This window comes from Curtobacterium sp. 1310, assembly GCF_017834105.1.
Classification (GTDB): Bacteria; Actinomycetota; Actinomycetes; order Actinomycetales; family Microbacteriaceae; genus Curtobacterium.
This window is the reverse complement of the sequence record NZ_JAFICY010000006.1, coordinates 1-20,310: the sequence shown is the minus strand read 5'-3', so window position 1 is coordinate 20,310 and position 20,310 is coordinate 1. Positions and strand designations below refer to the sequence as shown.

The 20,310-nt window shown below is 73.4% G+C and carries 21 protein-coding genes; 12 read left to right on the top strand and 9 right to left on the bottom strand.

The genetic code is table 11. The features are described 5' to 3' along the window. Entirely contained in the window at nt 1-582 is a 582-nt protein-coding gene (locus tag JOD95_RS13890) for a YbaK/EbsC family protein (RefSeq protein WP_066655935.1), read from the bottom strand. Nucleotides 583-625: 43 nt separating this feature from the next. Continuing rightward, on the bottom strand, nt 626-1,297 hold the full coding sequence (locus tag JOD95_RS13885) for a DUF2461 domain-containing protein (protein WP_066655937.1): 672 nt from the start codon (nt 1,295-1,297) through the stop codon (nt 626-628). 61 nt (nt 1,298-1,358) lie between these two features. Here JOD95_RS13885 and JOD95_RS13880 point away from each other — a divergent pair, with 61 nt between their 5' ends. Both JOD95_RS13880 and JOD95_RS13875 read left to right on the top strand, forming a co-directional pair. Beyond that, on the top strand, nt 1,359-2,009 hold the full coding sequence (locus JOD95_RS13880; RefSeq protein WP_209685540.1) for a CatA-like O-acetyltransferase: 651 nt from the start codon (nt 1,359-1,361) through the stop codon (nt 2,007-2,009). Between the two features lie 76 nt (nt 2,010-2,085). After that, nucleotides 2,086-2,559: a nucleoside deaminase gene (locus tag JOD95_RS13875; RefSeq protein ID WP_209685539.1), complete on the top strand. Its 474-nt coding sequence runs from the start codon at nt 2,086-2,088 to the stop codon at nt 2,557-2,559. 155 nt (nt 2,560-2,714) lie between these two features. Here JOD95_RS13875 and JOD95_RS13870 read toward each other — a convergent pair whose 3' ends face one another. Together JOD95_RS13870 and JOD95_RS13865 are read right to left on the bottom strand one after the other, a co-directional pair. After that, nucleotides 2,715-3,440, bottom strand: a complete 726-nt coding sequence (locus tag JOD95_RS13870) for a response regulator (protein ID WP_235426364.1) — start codon at nt 3,438-3,440, stop codon at nt 2,715-2,717. Further along, nucleotides 3,437-4,714, bottom strand: coding sequence for an ATP-binding protein (locus tag JOD95_RS13865; protein WP_235426365.1), 1,278 nt, complete (start codon nt 4,712-4,714; stop codon nt 3,437-3,439). Before JOD95_RS13865 ends, JOD95_RS13870 begins: the two co-directional genes overlap by 4 nt. Before the next feature lie 249 nt (nt 4,715-4,963). Between JOD95_RS13865 and JOD95_RS13860 the strand changes: the two genes are divergently transcribed. The 5 genes from JOD95_RS13860 (at nt 4,964) to JOD95_RS13840 (ending at nt 9,745) form a co-directional block, all read left to right on the top strand. Further along, nucleotides 4,964-5,920, top strand: coding sequence for a tripartite tricarboxylate transporter substrate binding protein (locus JOD95_RS13860; RefSeq protein ID WP_271826661.1), 957 nt, complete (start codon nt 4,964-4,966; stop codon nt 5,918-5,920). Next, nucleotides 5,917-6,561 carry a tripartite tricarboxylate transporter TctB family protein gene (locus JOD95_RS13855; protein ID WP_209685535.1) on the top strand — a complete coding sequence of 215 codons (645 nt, stop codon included), beginning with the start codon at nt 5,917-5,919 and terminating at the stop codon, nt 6,559-6,561. The genes JOD95_RS13860 and JOD95_RS13855 overlap by 4 nt, the downstream gene beginning before the upstream one ends. A 1-nt stretch (nt 6,562) precedes the next feature. Next, nucleotides 6,563-8,083 carry a tripartite tricarboxylate transporter permease gene (locus tag JOD95_RS13850; protein WP_209685533.1) on the top strand — a complete coding sequence of 507 codons (1,521 nt, stop codon included), beginning with the start codon at nt 6,563-6,565 and terminating at the stop codon, nt 8,081-8,083. 180 nt (nt 8,084-8,263) lie between these two features. Further along, on the top strand, nt 8,264-9,271 hold the full coding sequence (locus tag JOD95_RS13845) for a LacI family DNA-binding transcriptional regulator (protein ID WP_209685531.1): 1,008 nt from the start codon (nt 8,264-8,266) through the stop codon (nt 9,269-9,271). An 84-nt stretch (nt 9,272-9,355) separates the two neighbouring features. Next, entirely contained in the window at nt 9,356-9,745 is a 390-nt protein-coding gene (locus JOD95_RS13840; RefSeq protein WP_235426366.1) for a VOC family protein, read from the top strand. A gap of 125 nt (nt 9,746-9,870) precedes the next feature. Here JOD95_RS13840 and JOD95_RS13835 read toward each other — a convergent pair whose 3' ends face one another. Next, nucleotides 9,871-10,614 (bottom strand): alpha/beta hydrolase, encoded by a 744-nt coding sequence (locus JOD95_RS13835; RefSeq protein ID WP_307810455.1) that lies wholly within the window; start codon nt 10,612-10,614, stop codon nt 9,871-9,873. Then, nucleotides 10,611-11,429, bottom strand: a complete 819-nt coding sequence (locus JOD95_RS13830; RefSeq protein WP_209685530.1) for an alpha/beta fold hydrolase — start codon at nt 11,427-11,429, stop codon at nt 10,611-10,613. Before JOD95_RS13830 ends, JOD95_RS13835 begins: the two co-directional genes overlap by 4 nt. Before the next feature lie 93 nt (nt 11,430-11,522). Between JOD95_RS13830 and JOD95_RS13825 the strand changes: the two genes are divergently transcribed. Then, complete coding sequence (locus tag JOD95_RS13825; protein ID WP_209685528.1) at nt 11,523-12,071, top strand: dihydrofolate reductase family protein; 549 nt, start codon at nt 11,523-11,525, stop codon at nt 12,069-12,071. 101 nt (nt 12,072-12,172) lie between these two features. Next, nucleotides 12,173-13,504 (top strand): NAD(P)/FAD-dependent oxidoreductase, encoded by a 1,332-nt coding sequence (locus JOD95_RS13820; protein ID WP_235426368.1) that lies wholly within the window; start codon nt 12,173-12,175, stop codon nt 13,502-13,504. 134 nt (nt 13,505-13,638) lie between these two features. Here the strand turns inward: JOD95_RS13820 and JOD95_RS13815 are convergent, their stop codons facing one another. Further along, the gene (locus JOD95_RS13815) at nt 13,639-14,544 is read right to left on the bottom strand and encodes an NAD-dependent epimerase/dehydratase family protein (RefSeq protein ID WP_209685526.1); all 906 of its coding nucleotides are present in this window, start codon (nt 14,542-14,544) and stop codon (nt 13,639-13,641) included. Nucleotides 14,545-14,639: 95 nt separating this feature from the next. Here JOD95_RS13815 and JOD95_RS13810 point away from each other — a divergent pair, with 95 nt between their 5' ends. The 3 genes from JOD95_RS13810 (at nt 14,640) to JOD95_RS13800 (ending at nt 17,799) form a co-directional block, all read left to right on the top strand. Further along, on the top strand, nt 14,640-15,212 hold the full coding sequence (locus tag JOD95_RS13810; RefSeq protein WP_066655968.1) for a TetR/AcrR family transcriptional regulator: 573 nt from the start codon (nt 14,640-14,642) through the stop codon (nt 15,210-15,212). Between the two features lie 67 nt (nt 15,213-15,279). Next, nucleotides 15,280-16,491 carry an acyltransferase gene (locus JOD95_RS13805; protein ID WP_209685524.1) on the top strand — a complete coding sequence of 404 codons (1,212 nt, stop codon included), beginning with the start codon at nt 15,280-15,282 and terminating at the stop codon, nt 16,489-16,491. 126 nt (nt 16,492-16,617) lie between these two features. Then, nucleotides 16,618-17,799, top strand: a complete 1,182-nt coding sequence (locus JOD95_RS13800; RefSeq protein WP_066655974.1) for an NAD(P)/FAD-dependent oxidoreductase — start codon at nt 16,618-16,620, stop codon at nt 17,797-17,799. Between the two features lie 116 nt (nt 17,800-17,915). On the opposite strand, the gene JOD95_RS13795 is transcribed toward JOD95_RS13800, so the two are convergent. Both JOD95_RS13795 and fdhA read right to left on the bottom strand, forming a co-directional pair. Further along, nucleotides 17,916-18,782 (bottom strand): UbiA family prenyltransferase, encoded by an 867-nt coding sequence (locus JOD95_RS13795; RefSeq protein ID WP_066658628.1) that lies wholly within the window; start codon nt 18,780-18,782, stop codon nt 17,916-17,918. A gap of 94 nt (nt 18,783-18,876) precedes the next feature. Next, entirely contained in the window at nt 18,877-20,097 is a 1,221-nt protein-coding gene (fdhA, locus tag JOD95_RS13790) for a formaldehyde dehydrogenase, glutathione-independent (protein ID WP_209685523.1), read from the bottom strand. Nucleotides 20,098-20,310 lie beyond the last annotated feature (213 nt).

Sequence of the window (20,310 nt, the reverse complement as noted above, 5' to 3'; positions counted from 1 at the left end):
TCAGCCGAGGTCGGCGGCTCCGGTGGCCGGATCCTCGACGGAGGGCCCCTCGACGGCCAGCCCCTCGACCACGGTGACGTTCGGCAGCGCCGCCAGGGTCCGCCCGGGCAGGAACACCTTCGCCCCGCGGAGCCCGGCGCCCACGACGACCTCCGGAGCACCGAGCACGCGGGCGTCGACGTACACCGGCCAGTCCGCTGGCAACCCGATCGGGGTGATCCCGCCGTACTCCATGCCGGTCAGCTCGACCGCCTGGTCCATCGGCGCGAAGCTCGCCTTGCGGACGTCCAGCAGCTTCTTCACGACCCGGTTCACGTCGAGCTTCGTCGACGCGAGCACCACGCACGCCGCGTGGCGGACCTCGTCGCCGCGCTTCCCCACGACGACGATGCAGTTCGCGCCGCCCTCGAGCGGGTAGCCGTACGCCTCGGAGAACGCTGCGGTGTCGGCGAGGGCCGGGTCGATCGGCGCCGCCTGGATCGTCGACAGCAGGTCGCTCGGCAGTGCGACGAGCGCCTGGGCGACGGGGATCGCGAGGAACCCGGTGGCGACGAGGGCAGGGGAACGATCGAGCGTCGGCATGCCCCGAGCCTAGGGAGCATCCGACGGACGGGCGATCAGGCGGTCAGGCGCGCTCGTCGATCGACCGGGCTCCCGGCACGGGCGGCGCCGGGTCGTCCGAAGCCTCCGGGTCGTCCGCCCGTGCCCACTTCACCGTCCACCGGACCAGCGGCTGCACGCGGTCCCACGCCGCGGTGATGTCGTCGAGGGAGCTCTCCAGCGGCAGGTGCACGAGCGCCGCGTAGTGCTGCATCCGGAGCAGGTCGATCCGCGGGTGGTCCACGTCGTACCCGCGCGGGGCGGTCTTCAGCGGCGGTCCGGCCAGCTCGTACCCGGCATCGGTCAGTTCGTCGAGCTCACGCTGCAGCGCGGCCGCGGCCTGCGGGTGCTCGTCGATGGTGGTGCGCGCTGCCCGCAGCTGTGCGCGGGACGGTTCGTAGAGTCCACCGCCGACCTGCAACCCGTCCGCTCCGGCACTGAGGTACGTGCCGCCCGCGGTGAGACCGGTGTCCTCGCGGTAGGGCCGCTCGTCCGGCGTGAAGCGCAGGTCGCGGTGCTGCCGGAGCACCCGTCCGGCACCGTAGCGGCGCTCGGCCTCGTGCAGGAGCGCCTCCATCGGCTCCTGCACGTGCCGTTCCCAGTCGTCGCGGTGCTCCTCGAACCACGACTTCTCGTTGTGCGCGGCGAGCCCGCGGAAGAACGTCGCGAGCGCTGGTGAGAACGGCGTCGAGGGCATGCACCACTGAACCGCCGTCCGGTGCACGCGCGTCGGGAGTCCGGGGGACGAGACTGGCCGGGTGGACCGACTCCGACCGATCGACCTCGACCAGTGGCCCCGCGCCGAGCACTTCGCGCACTACCGGCGGGAGCCCTGTGCGTGGGAGATGACCGTGGAGGTCGACGTCACCGCCTTCGTCGACGCCGCCCGGGCCGCCGGCGCGAAGACGTACCCGTCGCAGATCTGGGTGCTCGCGACGGTCGTGAACCGGCACGACGAGTTCCGGATGCAGCTCACCGAGGAGGGCCGGCCCGCGGTGTGGGACGTGGTGCACCCGACCTTCACCGTCTTCCACCCCGACACGGAGACCTTCTCGGTGCTCGTCACCGAGTACGACCCCGACGCACGGGCGTTCCACGACGCCGTGGTCGCCACGACCGAGCGGTACCGCGACGACCACCGCATGTTCCCGCAGGGCACCGGTCGCACCGACCTCTTCGACGTCTCGACGCTCCCCCGCACGTCGTTCACCGGCTTCGCGCTGCACCTGACGGGCGCCGAGGACCACCTGGCGCCCGTGATCACGCTCGGGCGCTACCGGCAGGTGGACGGACGCACCCGCATGCCGATGGCGCTCCGGATCAACCACGCGGCGGTGGACGGCTTCCACGCCTCGCGCTTCGTCACCGAGGTCGAGGAGCTCTTCGCCGACCCGTCCTGGCTCGGCTGACCAGCACCGCGATCCGATCGTCCCCGTCCCCCGGACGCACACCCGTCGAGCACCGACCGGGAGCACCGTGGCCGGCATGCACGACGACGAACTCACCGCCCTCGCGGTCTCCCGCGCCCTCGACAACGTCCACGACGGTGGCAAGCCCTTCGCCTGCCTGATCGTCCGCGACGGCGAGGTCGTGGTCGAGGCCGTCAACCACGTCGCCCAGACCGGCGACCCGACCGCGCACGCCGAGATCCGCGCGATCCGCGCCGCCGCCGAGCAGGGCATCACCGACCTCACCGGCCACGAGGTGTTCGTCACCGCGTACCCGTGTCCGATGTGCCTCGGCGCGCTGTACTACGCCCAGCCGGACCGTGTGGTCTTCGCCGCGACGCGGGAGCAGGAGGGCGAGCACTACGAGGACGGCAACCGCTTGATGACGCTCGCCACCTTCTACGACGAGTACGCGAAGCCCGTCGCGGAGCGCGCCCTTCCGAGCGAGCAGGGCCGGGTCGACGACCCGACGGCCCCGTTCCGCGAGTGGACCGCCCGCCACCCGTCCTGACCGGACGCCCGCCCGTCCACGCGCGCGACGCGACCGTACGACGGGTCGTCGCCACGCGACGCGCGTGACCCGGTGACGGACGGGAGGCCCGTGGCGACGCCGCCACGGGCCTCCCGTCCGGTGCGGATCGCGACCCGGCTGCCGTGGCCGGGCCTTCAGGGAGCCGGCGTCAGCCGGTAGAGCACCTGCGGGCGGCCTCGACGGCCGTACCGGTGCGCCAGGTCGATGGCGCCGGTCGCGACGAGGTGGTCGAGGTACCGGCGGGCGGTGGCCCGCGAGGTGCCCGTCGCTGCCGCGACCTCGTCGACCGAGCGGGCGACCACGGGGTCGAGCGCCGTCACGACCCGACCGAGCGTGGTGGCGCTGACGCCCTTCGGGAGGGCGTCCTCGGGCGCTCGCGTCGCCGTGCGGTCGGGTCCGACCACGCGCACCGATCCGGTGGCGAGCAGCCGGTCGACGTCGCCCTGCCCCATCGGGACGTCGCGCTGCGCGTCCTCGCGGGACCGACGTTCGGCCGCGTAGGCGCGGAGCCGGTCCTGCAGGGCCTCGCGGTCGAACGGCTTCAGCAGGTACCCGACCGGGTGCGCGGCGAGCGCCTGCCGGACGGTGACCTGGTCGCGGGACGAGCTGACGACCAGCACGTCGGTGTCGTCGACGCCGGCGACGTGCATGCGGTGCAGGACCTCGATGCCGCTGATGTCGGGCAGGCGCATGTCGAGCAGCACGAGGTCGACCCCGCGCTCCACGGATGCCAGCGCGGCGCCGCCGGACGCGACCGCCCCGACGACGGCGAACCCCTCGGTCGCGGCCACCCACCGGGTGTGGAGTGCGCGAGCGCCGGCGTCGTCGTCGACCACGAGCACGCGGAGCGCCGCCGTCACGATCCCGCCGCCATCTCGACGTCGAGCCGGGCACCGCCGAGCGCTGCCGACCGTCCGACGACCACGGATCCGCCGCGGTCGGTGGCGGTGCGTCGGACGAGTGCCAGGCCGATGCCGCGCCCGAGGCCGCTCTCGTCGGTCTTCGACGACCACCCGCGGGTCAGCACGCGGTGCGCGTCGGCCGGGTCGATGCCCGGTCCGTCGTCCTCGACCGTCACCGTCACACGCCCGTCATGCGAGCCGATGGTGCAGCTGACGGTGGCCGCCCCGGCCTCGGCGGCGTTCCGGCACAGGTTGGCGACGACCAGCAGCACCGCGTCGTCGAGCACGACGTCGTCGGCGATCCGGAGGTCGAGCGTGGTCCCGGCCACGGCGAGTTCCGAGCGCACCGCCGCGACCGACGCCGTCGCCACCGCACCGCGGCGCGGCGACCCGGCACCGCCGCCGCTGGTCAACCCGGGTGCCACGGCGTCGATGTAGGCCATCGCGTCCTCGTCGTCCCCCTGTTCGACCAGTCCGCGCACCACGTGCAGACGGGTGCCGAACTCGTGTGCCTGCTCGCGCAGCGCCTCGGTCGTCCACCGGACCTGCCGGCTCTCCGCGTCGACCGCGTCGGCTCGGCGGAGCCGTCGGGCGATCACGAGTGACAGGAGCACGCTCGCGAGCGTCGCCGCGACGAGCGCGCCGGTGCTCCACGGGAGCAGGGTGCCGAGGGCCCGTTCCCGGTCCGCCGCGATGGTGGACTCGAGCACGCCGACCGCCACGACGCCGACGACCTCGCCCTCCTCGCCGACGACGGGCACCTTCGCACGCAGGGTCGTCCCGGTCGGGCCGGTCTCGGTGCCGACGAACTCCGCACCGCGGAGCACGGGCGCGATCGTCGTCTCGACGGGCTCACCGCGTTCCGCCGGGTCCGGGTGGGTGATCCGCACGCCGTCGTCGTCGGTGACCACGACGTACGAGACGCCGGCGGCACCCTCGACGAGCGTCGCGATCGGTTGCAGTGCCGCGGTGGCGGAGGCGAGGTCGTCGGCGTCGGCGAGCGCGCCGGGTGCGCCCCGGTCGGCGACCGACGCCACCGCGTCCCGCACCTCGGGCAGGTCGGCCAGGCTCGACGCGACGCCGGACACCTGGTCGACCACGGACGTGCGGATGGCGCGCTCCTGCACCACGGCCGCGACCCCGGTCGTGACACCCGTCGCCGCGAGCACGATGACGCTCGGCAGCGCGAGCACCGCGGTCCGCCGCAACCGCCCGAGACGAGCCCTGGTCACCGTGGCGTCCCCCTTCGGCCGCGACGCCGTGAGCGTCAATGAGCACATCTCCGCCGCCGGGTGCTCGCCCGGTCGGCGGCTGCCATCGTACTTCTCGACCTGCGGCACGACGACGTGCGCAGGAGGGAGCCAGCAATGCCAGAGCAACCAGTGCAGCCGGAGCAACCAGTGCCCGCGGAGCAACCAGTGCCGGAGCAGCCGACGACGGGGACGCCGGGTCCGCCGCGTGCCCGTCGCCCCGTCGCACGCGTGGTCGGGACAGCCGTCGCCGCGGTGTCCATCGCGGTCGCGGCCTTCGGCTCGGTGACGTCGGCAGCGGCCGGAGGCGACCCGACCCGGTCGGTGACCCTCGTGGCACCGGCGGCGGCTGGCGGCGGTTGGGACGGCGTCGCACGGTCCATGCAGCAGGCGCAGCGCGCGAACGGCATCGTCAACTCCGTCCAGGTGGTCAACATGCCGGGCGCCGGTGGCACCATCGCGCTCGGGAACGTCGCTCGGCTCGCCGGACAGACGGACACGCTGCTCGTCGGCGGGACGGGGCTCCTCGCGGCCGAGATCCAGTTCGGTTCCGCGGTCACCCACGACGACATCACGCCGCTCGCGGTCACCGTCGAGGAGTACGACGTCATCGTCGTCCCCGCCGACTCGCCGTACGAGACGCTCGACGACCTCGTCAGCGCCTGGCGCGAGCGCCCCGGCTCGGTGCCGTGGACGGGCGGCGGCTCGTTCGACCAGCTCGTCGTCACCGACCTCGCCGTCTCGGCCGGGATCGACCCGAAGGACACGAACTACATCCCGTCGGACGGCGGTGGCGAGGCCATCCAGGCGCTCCTCAACGGCACGGCGGCGGCGGCCTCGGGCGGGTACCCGGACAACATCGACCAGATCGAGTCCGGTCGTCTGCGCGCACTCGCGCTCGTCGCGGCGGAGCCGGTCGAGGGCATCGACATCCCCACCGCGGTCGAGCAGGGGCACGACGTCACGCTGACGAACTGGCGCGAGATCGCTGCACCGGGCGGACTCGACGACGAGCAGCGGGCGCAGCTGACCGACATCGTGCTGGACACGCTCGACACCCCCGAGTGGGCGGACGCCGTGGAGCGGTACCACTGGACCGAGCGGATCATCACGGGTGACGAGCTCGACGCGTTCATCGACGAGGAGCGCGAGCGCATCACCGGGCTGTACGAGGAGCTGGGCCGATGACCCGTCCGAGCAACCCCACGTCGTCCTCCGCGGTCGTCGGACAGCGGCTCACGCTGCGGGCCGACCCCGGCCGCGTCGCCGCGGTGGCGAAGGAGCTGACCACCCCGGCGCTCTTCACCGCCTTCGCGGTCTACCTCGTCGTCGGCATCGTCACGATGGAGGTCCCCGACGGAACCGCGTTCCCCGGGCCCGCGGTGTTCCCCGGCATCGTCGCCGCCGCACTCCTGCTGCTGGCCGCCCTGCTGGTCGTCCGGTCCGTCCGGGCTGCGCGCGGCCGACGGGTCGGGTCCGACGGCACACCGTCGGAGGCCCGCACCGACACCGCCGTCCGCGCCGACGCGCACACCGCCGCCGACACCGACACGACCGGCACCTCGGTCGAGCAGCGCTCGGTCCGCGTCGACTGGCGCTCCCTGGCCTGGGTGGTCCTGTCCTTCGCCGCCTTCGCCCTGCTGCTCGGCGTGCTCGGGTGGATCGTCGGTGCCGGACTGCTCTTCCTCGGTGTCGCGAAGGGGCTCGGCGCCCCGGGGTGGCTGCGTCCGCTCGTCGTCGGTCTGACGGTGAGCGCGATCAGCTACATCGCCTTCGACATGCTGCTCGACCTGTCGCTGCCCTCGGGCATCGTCGGATGGGAGTTCTGACGTGGACGTGCTCGGTCTCCTCGGTGACGGCTTCGCCGGCGCCCTGACCCCCGCCAACCTGCTCTGGGTCGTCGTCGGGTGCCTCCTCGGCACCGCGGTCGGCGTCCTCCCCGGCCTCGGCTCGTCGATGGCGGTGGCGCTGCTGCTGCCCGTGACGTTCTCGCTCGACCCGACCGCGGCGTTCATCATGTTCGCCGGCGTCTACTTCGGCGGACTCTTCGGTGACTCCACCATGGGCATCCTGATGAACACGCCGGGCCAGGCCTCGGCCATCGCCTCGACGTTCGAGGGCCACAAGATGGCGCTGAACGGACGAGCGGCCCAGGCGCTCGCGACGGCCGCGATCGGCGCGTTCGTCGGCGGCATGATCGCCTCGGTCCTGGTCGTGTTCCTCGCACCGGCGCTCGCGTCGTTCTCGTCGAGCTTCGGACCGGCGGAGTTCTTCGCCCTCGCACTGTTCGCGTTCGTCACGACGTCGTCGGTCGTCACCGACGACGCACTGAAGGGCCTCGGCTCGCTGTGCCTCGGTCTCGGCATCGCGGTGATCGGCGTCGACGGCATCTCGGGTGCACCGCGCTTCACGATGGGCGTGCCCGAGCTCTTCGACGGCATCTCGCTCGTCACGGTGACGGTCGCGGTCCTCGCGCTCGGCGAGGTCATCTACGTCGCGTGCCTGGCCCGACACCTGAAGGACGGCCGGATGGTGCAGGCGACCGGACGCCCGTGGCTCTCGAAGCGGGAACTGCGCGAGGCGGCCCCCGCCTGGCTGCGGGGCACCGCGATCGGGCTGCCCTTCGGCGTCGTGCCCGCCGGCGGGTCGGAGATCCCGACCTTCCTGGCGTTCGGGCTCGAGAAGCGTCTCGACGCCCGCCGGAAGGACCCGCAGTTCGGCACGGGTGCGATCCGCGGCCTGGCGGCACCCGAGGCAGCCGGCAACTCCACGACCGGCATGGCGATGGGTGCGCTGCTGTCCCTCGGTCTGCCGGTGTCGGCGACCGCCGCGATCATGCTCGCCGCGTTCCGCCAGTACGGCCTGCAGCCGGGTCCGCTGCTCTTCGACCGGTCCCCCGACCTGGTCTGGGCGCTGCTGGCGTCGTTCTTCATCGCGATGGTGGTGCTGCTCGTCATCAACCTCCCGTTCGCGATGCTGTGGGCGAAGCTGCTCCGGATCCCGCGGGCGTACCTCTACGCGGGCATCGCCGTCTTCTGCGGGCTCGGCATCTACGCGACGAGCGGTTCGGTCTTCGACCTGCTCATGCTGCTCGGCATCGGCCTCGTCGGGTTCCTCATGCGGGCACTCGACATCCCGCTCGCACCGCTCATCATCGGGATGGTGCTCGGTCCGCTCGCCGAGACGAGCCTGCGGGACGCGGCGCTGAGCGCCGACGGGGACTTCTCGGTGCTGGTGGCCGGCCCCATCCCGATCGTGCTCTACGCGGTGCTGGCGGTCGTGGTCGCGGTCACGGTGACCGGCCGCGTCCGCGCCCGCCGAGCGGCACGACGCGAGCTGGTCGACGCGTAGCCACGACCGAGCGTCGCCGGCCCGCGGCACGCGGTCCGGGTCGGACCCGCCCCGTGTCGGACGGGAGGCACGGGGCGGTCCTGCACCGCACCTCCCGTCCGTCACCGCGACGGACGGGAGGCACGTGGCGGCACCGCACCGCGCCTCCCGTCCGCCGGGTGGCGCGCTACGCTCGTCCCGATGCGCGCGACCGTGCGGGACGTGGCGGCCCTCGCCGGGGTCTCCCCGAAGACCGTCTCCAACGTGGTGAACGGCGGCGTGCCCGTGCGGCCGGCGACACGGGAGCGGGTCGAGCGCGCGGTCGCCGAGCTCGGCTACGTGCCGAACCTGTCCGCGCGCGGCCTGCGCAACGGACGCTCCGGCGCGATCGCCCTGACGCTGCCCGAGCTCGGCAGCGCCTACTCGGCCGAGCTCGCCCAGTGGTTCGTCGAACTCGCCCGCGAGCGCGGCTGGACGGTGCAGCTCGACCAGACCGGACACGACCCGGGACGTGAGCGGGACCTCGTCTCCCGGGCCCGGGCCCACCTGGTGGACGGCCTCGTGCTCAACCCGGTGTCGCTCAGCGCGAGCGTCCTGGCCGAGACCGAGGGGCTCCCGCCGACCGTCGTCATCGGCGAGGTCGAACCGGAGCACGTCGACCAGGTGCACGTGGACAGCCGCCGCGCCGCACGCGAGGTCACGACCCACCTGCTCGACCGCGGGCACCGTCGGATCGCGGTCGTCGGGGCCGCCCGCCCGACGGACGCCACCGCCACGAGCGAGCTGCGCGACCAGGGCCACGCGGATGCGCTCGGCGCGGTCGGCCTCGACGTCGACCCCGCCCTGCGCGTGCCGCTGCCGACGTGGTCGACGAGTGCGGCGGCGACGGGGTTCGCGACCTGGCTGGACGCGCACCCGCTGCCGGACGCGGTGTTCGCGTACACGGACTCGATCGCCTTCGGCGTGCTGCACGTCCTGGCGGCACGGGGTGTCCACGTGCCGGAGCAGGTCAGCGTCGTGGGGTTCGACGACGTCGACGCCGCAGCCTTCGCGATCCCGGCGCTGACGACGGTGTCGTTCGACCGGCGGGCCTTCGCCACGGCGGCGCTCGACCTGCTCACCCGACGCATCGCCGACCCGACGGCCGCTCCGGAGACCGTCGTCGTGCCGCACCGGATCGTCGAGCGCGCGAGCGTCGCCGCCCGCTGACCAGCCGGCAGCCGTCGCGCGTCCGTCGCGCGGCCGTCGCGGTGCTGGACCGTCCTGTCGACAGGCCCGGGTACCGTGCGCCGCATGAGTGCCGACGACCCCGCGATGCCCGTGCTGACCGCGACCGTCCTGCAGTCCCCCGACCCGGTGCGCCTCGCGCGGTTCTGGGGTGCGCTGACCGGGTGGACCGTGCACGAGGACGGTCCGACCTGGCTGCGGGTGCGCCCGGCCGACGGCGGGGTCGGGCTCTCGGTGCAGTACGACGACGCCTACGAGGCACCGACCTGGCCCCCGGTCACGGGGACGCAGGGCATGCAGCTGCACCTCGACCTGCAGGTGGAGGACCTCCACGCCGCGACCGCCCGCGCGCTCGAGCTCGGTGCGACCGAGGCGGACTTCCAGCCCCAGGACGACGTGCGGGTGCTCCTCGACCCCGACGGGCACCCCTTCTGCCTGTTCCTGCCCGGCGCCTGACCGCGGCGGCAGCGGCGCGGCACGGCCCCGAGACTCGGCCAGGCGGACGATACTCGCGGGCCCCGGGGAGGAAAGTGTCCGTCAGCGCGAGTCTCGCGCACGGCCGCCGCAGGGCCGCGCTCGGCTCAGCCCGCTGTGCCCGGGCCCGCGGCCGCGTCGAGCACGACCTCGCGGGTCTGCTGCGCGCCGAGGATCCGGAAGTGCCCGCCGACGGGCACGCGCACGTTCGTGGCCCCGGCGAGCTCGCTGCCTCCCGGGATGAGCGTGTCGAAGACCCCGTAGACGGACGTGATCCGGGCGTTCACGGCGAGGTCGCGTCCGAGCGCTGCGAGCACCGGGTCCGCCGCACGGAAGGCCCGCAGGTGCGGCACGGGCGCCAGCCGGGCGTACACGGACCCGCCGAACGGCGTCGACACCGCCACCATCCGGTCGATGCGCTCCCCCTCGGGCAGGGTCATCGCGTACTTGCCGATCAGACCGCCCTTGCTGTGCGCGACGACCAGCACCCGGCGGAGGTCGTGCTCGCCGAGGTACGCCAGGACCTCGCGCGCCGACTCCGGCACGGGACGCAGGTTGTGCCGCAGGACGGGCAGCACGTGCACCGGGTGCCCGGCGTCGTGCAGGGCGTCCATCAGCGGGCGCATGAAGTGCCAGGTCTCGTAGACGCCGGGCACGACGACGACCGGCTGGCCGTCACCGGTCCGGTAGTCATCGGCGGTCGTCGGTCCGGTGCTCCGCAGCTGCCACCGCGCGGCGTACCACCAGTCGAGGGCGGCCCACCAGGCGCGACGCAGCAGCGGCACACGGCCGGGAGGCACGGCCGCCGTCCCCGACGCCGCTCCCGTCCCCGGGGTGGTCCGGTCCGTCACCGTGCCGGCCCCGTCGTGGTGTCACCGGTCGACGGGCCACCGGCCGCGAGGTCCTCGACGGTCTGCACCCGCCGGAGCTCGTCGACCAGCCGCGCGAACGCGACGGGCTGCCGGTCCTGCACGTGGTGACCGCCGGGGAGCTCGACCAGGACACCCCGACGCGCTGCGACCGCGAGCGCAGCAGCCCAGTCCCGTCGCCCGATGGGGTCGCGGTCACCGCGCACGACGAGCACCGGCTGCGGGAGCTCCGGGACGGTGTCCTCGAGCCGGTAACGGAGCATCGGTCGGAGCTGCCGGACGTACTGTCGCAGGCTCCGCAGGTAGTCGGTGAGCACGACGAGGTTCATCCGCGGGTCCTCGACGAGGCAGTCGCGTCCGAGGTCCGTCGCCTGCTGCAGCAGCGTCCGCCGCGCCGGGTCCACGACGGGCCCGACCAGGACGACCGCGGTCACCGTCTCGGCGTGCCGACGGGCTGCCTCGACGACGACCTGGGTGCCCATCGACTGGCCGACGAGCACGAGGTCCCCGACGCCGCGCGACCGGACGGCTCCGACCACCAGGTCGCCGAGCTCGTGCAGGTCGAGCGGGCGGCCTGCCGGGGGGAGCCCGCCGAAACCCGGCAGGTCGACCGCGACCGTGCGGTGGGTGCGGGCGAGGTGGCGCTGCGTCCGGTCGAAGGAGCGGTGCGACATGCCGATGCCGTGCACGAGGACGACCGTCGGCGCGAGCGTGTCGTGCAACCGCCCGGCCGGCGCGAGGGTCCGGAGCCGCACGGACAGCCCACCGACCTCGAAGGACTCCACCCGTGCGCGCACGGTGCGAACCTACCCGGCGCTCCCCGGCGCGGGATCAGCCTGATCGGCACGCACCTCTCGACGCGGGGTCGCGGCGGCCCTATGCTCCGCAGCATGCGCAAGGTGACCTCGGGGCTGTTCGCATCGGTCGACGGTGTGGTGCAGGACCCGTACGAGTTCCAGTACGACTCGTTCGACGCCGAGCTCGGGACCGCCATGACGGCGTGGATGGAGCGGACCGAGACGGTGTTGCTCGGCAAGCAGAGCTACCTGGAGTGGTCCGAGTGGTGGCCCCGGCACGAGGACGACCCGTTCGGCCGGTGGATCAACCCGATCGAGAAGCACGTCGCGTCGACCACCCTCGGTGACGACCTGACGTGGCAGAACGCGCACCGGATCCAGGGCGACGTCGACGACTTCGTCCGCGACCTCAAGGCCGGCGAGGGCGGCGACGTCGCGGTCACCGGCAGCGTCACGCTGGTGCGCCACCTGCTGTTCGCCGGACTCCTCGACGAGCTGCAGCTCATGGTGCACCCGGCGATCGCCGGAGCCGGACGGCGGCTCTTCGAACCGACGGACCCGCCCACCCGCCTGCGCCTGGTGCAGAGCGTGGTGACCAGCAAGGGGAACGTGCTGAGCACCTACGCGCCGTTCGACGCCTGACGGCGGCGGGGCGTGCCTCCAGGCCGGACCGCGGGACCGCTCCATCGGCAGCCGGACGGGCAGGTGGACGGACGGGTGCCGAGACCGGCGTACCCTTCTGGGTGGCCGTCGACCGCACCACCCTGGAGAACACCATGTCCGAGGACACCCGCCCGCACGTCGTCATCGTCGGGGGTGGCTTCGCGGGGATCGCGGCCATGCGTGAACTCGCCGACGCGGACGTCCGGGTGACGCTCGTCGACCGCCACGTCTACAACATGTTCCAGCCGCTCATGTACCAGGTCGCCACCGGCGGCCTGAACGCGGGCGACGTGACGTACTTCCTGCGGAGCCTGCGGGCGAAGCAGTCGAACGCCGACTTCCGGCACGGACTGCTCACCGGCATCGACACCGAGCACCGCATCGCGGAGATGTCGGACGGCGAGCACCTGCACTACGACTGGCTGATCCTGGCGAACGGCGTCAACACGAGCTACTTCGGCACCCCCGGTGCGTACGAGTACGCCTACTCGATGTACTCCCGCTCGCAGGCACTCCGCATCCGCGACGAGCTGTTCACCCGCCTCGAGCAGGCAGCGGCCCAGCAGGGTCCCGACGAGATCCGCGTGGTCATCGTCGGCGGCGGCGCGACCGGCGTCGAGATGGCCGGTGCCCTCGCCGAGCTCCGCGATCAGGCCCTCGTCGGTGCCTACCCGGAGATCGAGCGCGGCAACATCTCCATCACGCTGGTGCACCGCAGCGGTGAGCTGCTCAAGCCGTTCGCCCCGCGCCTCCGTCGGTACGCGGCCAAGGTCCTCCGGAAGCGAGGGGTCGTGCTCCGCCTGGACACGGGCGTCGCCGAGGTCAAGGAGGACGGGGTCGTCACCGCCTCGGGCGAGTTCATCCCCGCGTCGCAGGTCATCTGGGCCACCGGGGTCGCGGCGCACAAGGAGGTCTCCGGCTGGGGCCTGCCGCAGACCCACGGCGGTCGCATCCAGGTGAACGACGACCTGAGCGTCAAGGGCGTGGAGCGGATCTTCTCGGCCGGCGACATCGCGGCGCAGGACGACGCGCTCGCGCAGCTCGCCCAGCCCGCACTGCAGGGGGGCAAGCACGTCGCGCGCCAGGTGGTGCGGCTGCTCGACGGGAAGCCGACCGAGCACTTCAAGTACTTCGACAAGGGCACGATGGCGACCATCGGGACGAACGCCGCGGTGGCGCAGCTGCGCGGCGGCATCACGATGGTCGGCCCCGTGGCGTGGCTGGCGTGGGTCGCGGTGCACATCGCCTCGCTGCTCGGCAACGGCAACCGGCTGTCGACGCTCTCGCACTTCTTCGTCCGCTACCTGTGGTTCATGCGGAAGCGCTCGATCCCGATCGTCGGGGACGTCCGGCCGGTGCGCCCGAACGGCGACCGCGAGCCCGAGCCCTGGCAGATGCAGAAGGCCGAGTAGCGCGGGCGCGGCCCGGCCCGGCGCCGGGCCGGCCGAGACTCGACCATGCGGACAGATACGCGGCGGTTGCGTCGCGAAACTGTCCGCTGTGCCGAGTCTCGCCACCGTGGTGACGAGCGCGGCGGGCGCGGGCGTCAGCGCGCGGCGGCGTGTGCGTACGCCCCCGCGGCGATGTCCTCGAGCAGGGACGGCCCGACGGGCTCCCACCCGAGCAACTCCTGCGTCGCGGTCGATGACGCCGACATCTCCGCGCCGAAGAACCCGCCGATGAACCCGAAGTGCGCCGACGCGTCCGACGGGTCGATGCTCGTGACCGGCAGCCCGAGCGCATCGCCGATCGCCGCGGCGATGTCCCGCGTGGGGATCCCCTCCTCGGCGACGGCGTGCAACCGTGCGCCCGCGGGGGCCTGCTCGAGACCGAGCCGCACCATCCGGGCGGCGTCGCTCACGTGCACGGCCGCCCAGCAGTTGCTGCCGTCGCCGACGTGGCCGGACACGCCCCGCTCCAGCGCCACGGAGGTCAGGTACGCGACGAAGCCGTGATCGCCGACGCCGTGCGTGGTCGGGCTGAACCGCGCAGCGATCGTGCGGACCCCCTGGTCCACGAAGTCGAGTGCCCGGTTCTCGCTGCCACCGCGGGGGCTGTCCACACCGGTGAAGGGAGACGGGTCCCGCTCCTCGGCGGGACGACCCGGAGCCAGGGCGGCGACCCCGGATGCCACCACGAACGGGCGGTCCGTGCCGACGAGGGCGTTCGCGAGGGTCTCGACGGCGGCGCGCTCGGTGGCGTTCGTCGCAGCCTGGTCGGACCAGTCGTGCTTGTTCGCGAGGTGCAGGACCCCCTCGGCACCGGCCGCACCCCGGGCGAGCGCCCCGAGGTCGTCGAGGTCGCCGCGCAGGACCGTGACGCCCTTCGTCTCGAGCGCCGCCGCCGCCGCGTCGGAGCGCGCGAGGCCGGTGACGTCGTGCCCGGCGGCGAGCAGGTCGTCGACGGTGTGGGAGCCGATCCATCCGGAGGCCCCGGTGACGAACACGTGCATGAGTGGTCCCTTCGTGGGGTGCCCGCGACCTGATGTCACGGACTGACATCACCGTAGCACTCGATGTCAGCGACTGTCATCAGTAGGATCGTCCCATGGCACGATGGCGATCGGGCACCCGGGAACGACTGCAGGCGACCGCACTGCAGCGCTTCGCCGAGCACGGCTACGACGAGACGACCGTCGCCGAGATCGCCGCGGCAGCCGAGGTCACCGAGCGCACCTTCTACCGGCACTTCGCCGACAAGCGCGAGGTGCTGTTCGCCGGGCAGGACGACTTCACCGGCATGTTCACCGACCCGATCGCCCAGGCTCCCGGGGGGACACCCGCCCTCGCCCTGGTCGGTCGCGCGCTCGACTCCGCGGCCACGTTCTTCCCCGACGACCGTCGCGCGTGGTCCCGGGCACGGCAGCAGGTCATCGACGCCGTCCCCGCCCTGGGCGAGCGGGAGCTCGGCAAGCTCGCGACCCTGAAGGTCCACCTGGGCGGCGCACTGCGCGCACACGGGATCGACGAGCCGGCGGCCACGATCGCCGCAGAGACGGCGGTCACGGTGTTCCACCTGTCCTTCACGCAGTGGATCGCGGACGGCGAGGACCGCGACTTCGCCGCGATCGTGCACGAGCGGCTGGACGCACTGACCCGGATCCTGCACCCCGGATCTTGAGCGTCCTCTTACCCGGACAGGGCAAGCTCGTCGTCATCCGTTCGAACGATCCTCACAGGGAGGAACCGTGGCGACGAACACCCTCGCCCCCGAGCACGCCCACGCGGTCGGCCGCAGCACACCGGTCGGCCGTGGGATCCGTGCTGCCCGGCCGACGCCGCCACCGCCACTGACCCGCCGCGCTCCGGCCCTCGACGGGCTCCGGACGATCGCCATCGCCATGGTGATCCTGTACCACCTGCACGTGCCGCAGTTCGAGGGCGGCTTCATCGGCGTCACCGTGTTCTTCGCCCTGTCCGGGTTCCTCATCACGACGCTGCTGCTCGGCGAGCACCGGAAGACCGGACGCATCCGTCTCGGGACCTTCTGGCTGAAGCGTCTGCTCCGGCTCTACCCGGCCCTCGTCGCTCTCGTCGTGGTCGGGCTGCTCCTGTGGAACTGGGTCGGTGACTACAAGGGCGCCTCGTTCAGCCCCGGCGAGGCCGCGTTCATCGCGCTGACCTACACCGGCAACCTCTTCCGCTCCTTCTGGGACACCACGCAGGGCGTCTTCGCGCACACGTGGTCGCTGTCGATGGAGGAGCAGTTCTACCTGGTGTGGCCGCCCGTCCTCGTGCTGCTGTTCCTGGTGCGGTCGCGTCGGCGGTGGCTGCTCGCCGGCCTCGGCGCGGTGATCGTCGGGTGCTCGGTGGCCGCGGGGCTGGTCTACCGGACGCCGAACAGCGGTGCGACGCCCGACGTCTACTTCTCCCCCGTGCTCGGGGTCGTCCCGCTGGCGACCGGCTGCCTGCTCGCGCTGCTGCTCGACGACGAGCGCGTCCGCACGTGGGCCGCCGGGATCGCCGGACACGTCGCCACCTGTGCCGGGCTCGCCCTGCTCGTCGGGACGATGCTGTGGATCGGCGACGACTGGGCGCAGCACGCCTGGACCTTCAGCGTCTTGCTGCCGCTCACGGGCGTCGTCTCCGCGGTGCTCATCGGCGGGCTCGTGTCGGTGCGGTCGCCGCTGTCGGCCGCACTCGCCTGGTCGCCGGTCTCGTGGTTCGGTCGGCGCGTGTCGTACGCCGCGTACCTCTGGCACCCGCTCGTCATCGCGCTCCTCGACCCCTTCGACGTCGGGCCGTGGGGCAAGGTGCTCATGATCGCGGTCGCCGTCGTCGTGGCGGTCGGCGCCGCGTACGCCGTCGAGGTCCCCGTCGAGAAGGCACAGAAGCGCTTCCGCGAGGCCCGTCGACTCGCCGCCGAGGACCGCGCCGAACGCGCACGCGTCACCACCTGACGACGTCGGCGAGCGTCCGCCGACGTGACGCACCGTCGGACGGGAGGCCCGTGGCGCGCCCGCCACGCGCCTCCCGTCCGACGCCGCCTGGGTGGGTCGCCGCGACGGGTCCGTAGGCTCGCCTCCGTGACCACGGAACGCGTCGACGTGCTCGTCGTCGGGGGCGGGCCCGTCGGCCTGTTCACCGCTGCGCTCCTCGAGCGGGCGGGCGTCACGGTCGCCGTCTGGGAGCGGCGCGGCACCGAGCCGACGGGCTCGCGCGCGATCGGGATCCACCCGCCGTCGCTCGACGCCTTCGCCGCGATCGGCCTGGACACCGCGGTGCTCGCCGAGGCGGTGCTCGTCCGCACGGGCGTGGCCCGGAGTCGCGGACGGGAACTCGGGACGCTGTCGTTCGACCGTGCCTCCGCGACGCACCCGTACGTCGCGACGCTCGACCAGCACCGCACCGAGGCGCTGCTGCGCGACCGGCTCGCGTCCGGGACGCTGCGGACGGGCACGACGGTGACCGCCCTGTCCCGCCGCGTCGGGGACGTCGTGGCGCACGGTGTCGGACCCGACGGTGCCCCGGTCGTCGTCGAGGCGGCCTTCGTCGTCGGCGCGGACGGCGCCCGCAGCGCGGTGCGGGACCTGGTCGGCATCGCGACCTCGGGCCGCGACTACCGCGACCGGTACGTGATGGGCGACTTCGCCGACCCCGAACCCGAGCAGGCCCGGTCGTCGGCACTGGTCGACGTCGGACCGGAGGGGGTCGTCGAGTCGTTCCCGCTGCCGGGTGGCAGGCGGCGGTACGTCGCCCTCGTGCCGGACGACCGCACCGCACCGGCCGGTGGCGAACCGGACCCGGACGCCGCCGCCCGCCTCGCCGCGATCGTCGCGGGACGCACCGGCGCCCGGCCCGACCCGGCGACGTGCACGATGACGAGCGGCTTCCGGGTGCGGCGGCGGGAGGCGTCGCACGTCGGTGTCGGACGGGTGGTGCTCGTCGGGGACGCCGCGCACGAGATCAGTCCGATCGGCGGCCAGGGCATGAACCTCGGCTGGCTCGACGCCGCCGCGCTCGCGCCACTGCTCGCCGAGGCCGTCCGTTCAGGCACGGACGGACCGTGGCAGGAGTCCGCGAACGGGTACGCCGTCGGGCGGCAGGCCGCGGCGCGGCGGGCTGCTCGGCAGGCGGAACTGAACATGGCGCTCGGGCGTCCCACGGGCGTGCTCGGGTCGGTGGGGCGGGAGGCGCTGCTCCGCACCGTGCTCGCGCTGCCGAGCGCCGACGGGCTCGCCGGGGTCTACGCGATGCGGTGGGCCTGAGTCAGCCGGTGCCGATGCCGTTTCCGGTGCCAGTGCCGGTGCCGGTGCCGGTGCCGGTGCCAGTGCCGGTGCCTGTGCCTGTGCCTGTGCCGGTCCCGGTGCCGCTTCCGGTGCCGTCAGGCGATCAGTCGGGCGCCGGCGACGCCGAGCTCGACGACGAGGACGAGCGAGGACGCGATGACCAGGCGGAACAGTGCCCGCGTCGGACGACCGGCGAACACGAGGCGGATCCCGACCACCGCGAGCACGACGACCACGAGGGCTCCGACGACCGCCAGGACCGTCCCGGCCGTGCCGACGCCTCCGCCGGCGACCTGGCCGCCGAGCACCAGCGCCGCCGCGACGACGAGCGACCCGAACGCCAGCGTCCCCGCGCCCCGGAGCCCCAGCCGGTGGGGGAACCCACGGACGCCGGTCGCCTCGTCGTCGAGCAGGTCCGGCAGCACGTTGGTGCAGTGGATCGCGACACCGAAGACCGCTCCGGTGGCGATCGCCCACCACGCCGGCCACGAACCGTCGCCCCCGGCAGCGACGGACACGACCGGCAGTAGCCCGAACGCCACCACGAACGGCACGACGGACCAGACCGTCCGCTTCAGTCCGGCGTCGTAGGCCCAGCCGGCCGCGACGAGGACGACGTGGGCCACCGCGGCGACCGGGCCCAGGGCGAGCGACAGGAGCACGGCGACACCCGCGGTCGTCACGGCCGCGGTCCGGACGGTCCCGACGGGGATCAGTCCGCGGGCGACGGGCTTGTCACTGCGGCCGACGGCCCGGTCGCGGTCGGCGTCGATCCAGTCGTTGGCGAGGCCGATCGACAGCTGCCCGGCCACGACGGCGAGCGCCACGAGCACGACGAGCCACCACGGGTGCCCGACGGCCGCGGCGATCACCGCGGCGAGGACCGTCACCGTGACCGTCGGTCCGGGGTGTGACGACGCGAACAGCAGGCGGACGGTCGAGGGCCGGCGGGTGTCGCTCACACCGGCGAGCGTACGGACCGGTGGCTGCGCGAGTGCGACGACGGCCACGGCCCGCGCCGCACCGGGTGTCGATGCGACGCGGACCGTGCGGCGGTCAGGCCGCCGGGATCAGGCCGTTCGGGTTCAGCACGTACTTCGTCGCGGCACCCTTGTCGAACTCCTCGTACCCGCGAGGGGCCTCGTCGAGTCCGATCGGCTTCGCGTTGACGTTCTTCGCGATGCTCGTGCGGTCGTGCAGGATCGCCATCATCAGCTGCCGGTTGTACCTCATCACCGGGCACTGCCCCGTGGTGAAGGACAGCGACTTGGCCCACCCGGTGCCGAGGCTGAGCGACAGGGCGCCCTTCTTCGCGGCCTCGTCGACGCCGCCCGGGTCACCCGTGACGTAGAGCCCGGGGATGCCGAGTGCGCCGCCGGCGGCCGTGACGTCCATCAGGGAGTTGAGCACGGTGGCCGGGGCCTCGTGCCCGGCACCGGAGCCGTGCCCCTTCGCCTCGAAGCCCACGGCGTCGATGCCGCAGTCCACGAGGGGTTCACCGAGGATCTGGTCGATCTGGTCGGCCGGGTCGCCCTTCGTCAGGTCGACCGTCTCGCACCCGAAGCTGCGCGCCTGCGCCAGCCGGTCGGCGTTCATGTCCCCGACGATCACCACGCTCGCTCCGAGCAGGAACGCGCCCGTCGCGGCGGCGAGACCCACGGGCCCGGCGCCGGCGACGTAGACCGTCGAGCCGACCTCGACCCCGGCGGTCACCGCACCGTGGAAGCCGGTCGGGAAGATGTCGGAGAGCATCGCGAGGTCGAGGACCTTCTCGAGGGCCTGGTCGCGGTCCGGGAACTTCAGCAGGTTCCAGTCGGCGTAGGGCACGAGCACGTACTCGGCCTGGCCGCCGACCCAGCCGCCCATGTCGACGTAGCCGTAGGCGCTGCCCGGGCGGTCCGGGTTCACGTTGAGGCAGATGCCGGTCTTCCGCTCCTTGCAGTTCCGGCACCGCCCGCAGGCGATGTTGAACGGCACGGAGACGATGTCCCCCACCTTGATGAACTCGACGTCCGGACCGACCTCGACGACCTCGCCGGTGATCTCGTGCCCGAGCACGAGGTCCGTCGGAGCGGTCGTGCGGCCGCGGACCATGTGCTGGTCGCTGCCGCAGATGTTCGTCGCCACGGTGCGCAGGATCGCGCCGTGGTTCACCTTGCGTCCGACGTTCGCCGGGTTCACCCCGGGTCCGTCCTTGAGCTCGAACGTCGGGTAGTCGGTGTCGATGACCTCGACCTTCCCGGGTCCCTTGTACGCGACTGCGTGGTTGCTCGCCATGTGATCCTCCTCGATCGTCGGCGGCTGGACGCCCGCGGGTGCGGGCGTCGGGTGTGGGTGGCGGGTCGGGGGGGGGGGGGGGGGGGGGGGGGGCGCCCCCCCCCCCCCCCCCCCCCCCCCCCCCGGCTCAGCCTGCGGTGCGACGGGCGGTCAGCCGACCGCGGCCCAGTGGCAGTGCGCCGCTGCGGTAGGCGAAGCCGTCGGCATCGCCGA

Bases quoted from the DNA above. Each gene is read 5' to 3' on its own strand.
- JOD95_RS13875 (WP_209685539.1), top strand. From the start codon at position 2,086: ATGCACGACGACGAACTCACCGCCCTCGCGGTCTCCCGCGCCCTCGAC.
- JOD95_RS13885 (WP_066655937.1), bottom strand. From the start codon at position 1,297: ATGCCCTCGACGCCGTTCTCACCAGCGCTCGCGACGTTCTTCCGCGGG.
- JOD95_RS13840 (WP_235426366.1), top strand. From the start codon at position 9,356: ATGAGTGCCGACGACCCCGCGATGCCCGTGCTGACCGCGACCGTCCTG.
- JOD95_RS13810 (WP_066655968.1), top strand. From the start codon at position 14,640: ATGGCACGATGGCGATCGGGCACCCGGGAACGACTGCAGGCGACCGCA.
- fdhA (WP_209685523.1), bottom strand. From the start codon at position 20,097: ATGGCGAGCAACCACGCAGTCGCGTACAAGGGACCCGGGAAGGTCGAG.
- JOD95_RS13825 (WP_209685528.1), top strand. From the start codon at position 11,523: ATGCGCAAGGTGACCTCGGGGCTGTTCGCATCGGTCGACGGTGTGGTG.
- JOD95_RS13815 (WP_209685526.1), bottom strand. From the start codon at position 14,544: ATGCACGTGTTCGTCACCGGGGCCTCCGGATGGATCGGCTCCCACACC.
- JOD95_RS13855 (WP_209685535.1), top strand. From the start codon at position 5,917: ATGACCCGTCCGAGCAACCCCACGTCGTCCTCCGCGGTCGTCGGACAG.
- JOD95_RS13845 (WP_209685531.1), top strand. From the start codon at position 8,264: ATGCGCGCGACCGTGCGGGACGTGGCGGCCCTCGCCGGGGTCTCCCCG.
- JOD95_RS13890 (WP_066655935.1), bottom strand. From the start codon at position 582: ATGCCGACGCTCGATCGTTCCCCTGCCCTCGTCGCCACCGGGTTCCTC.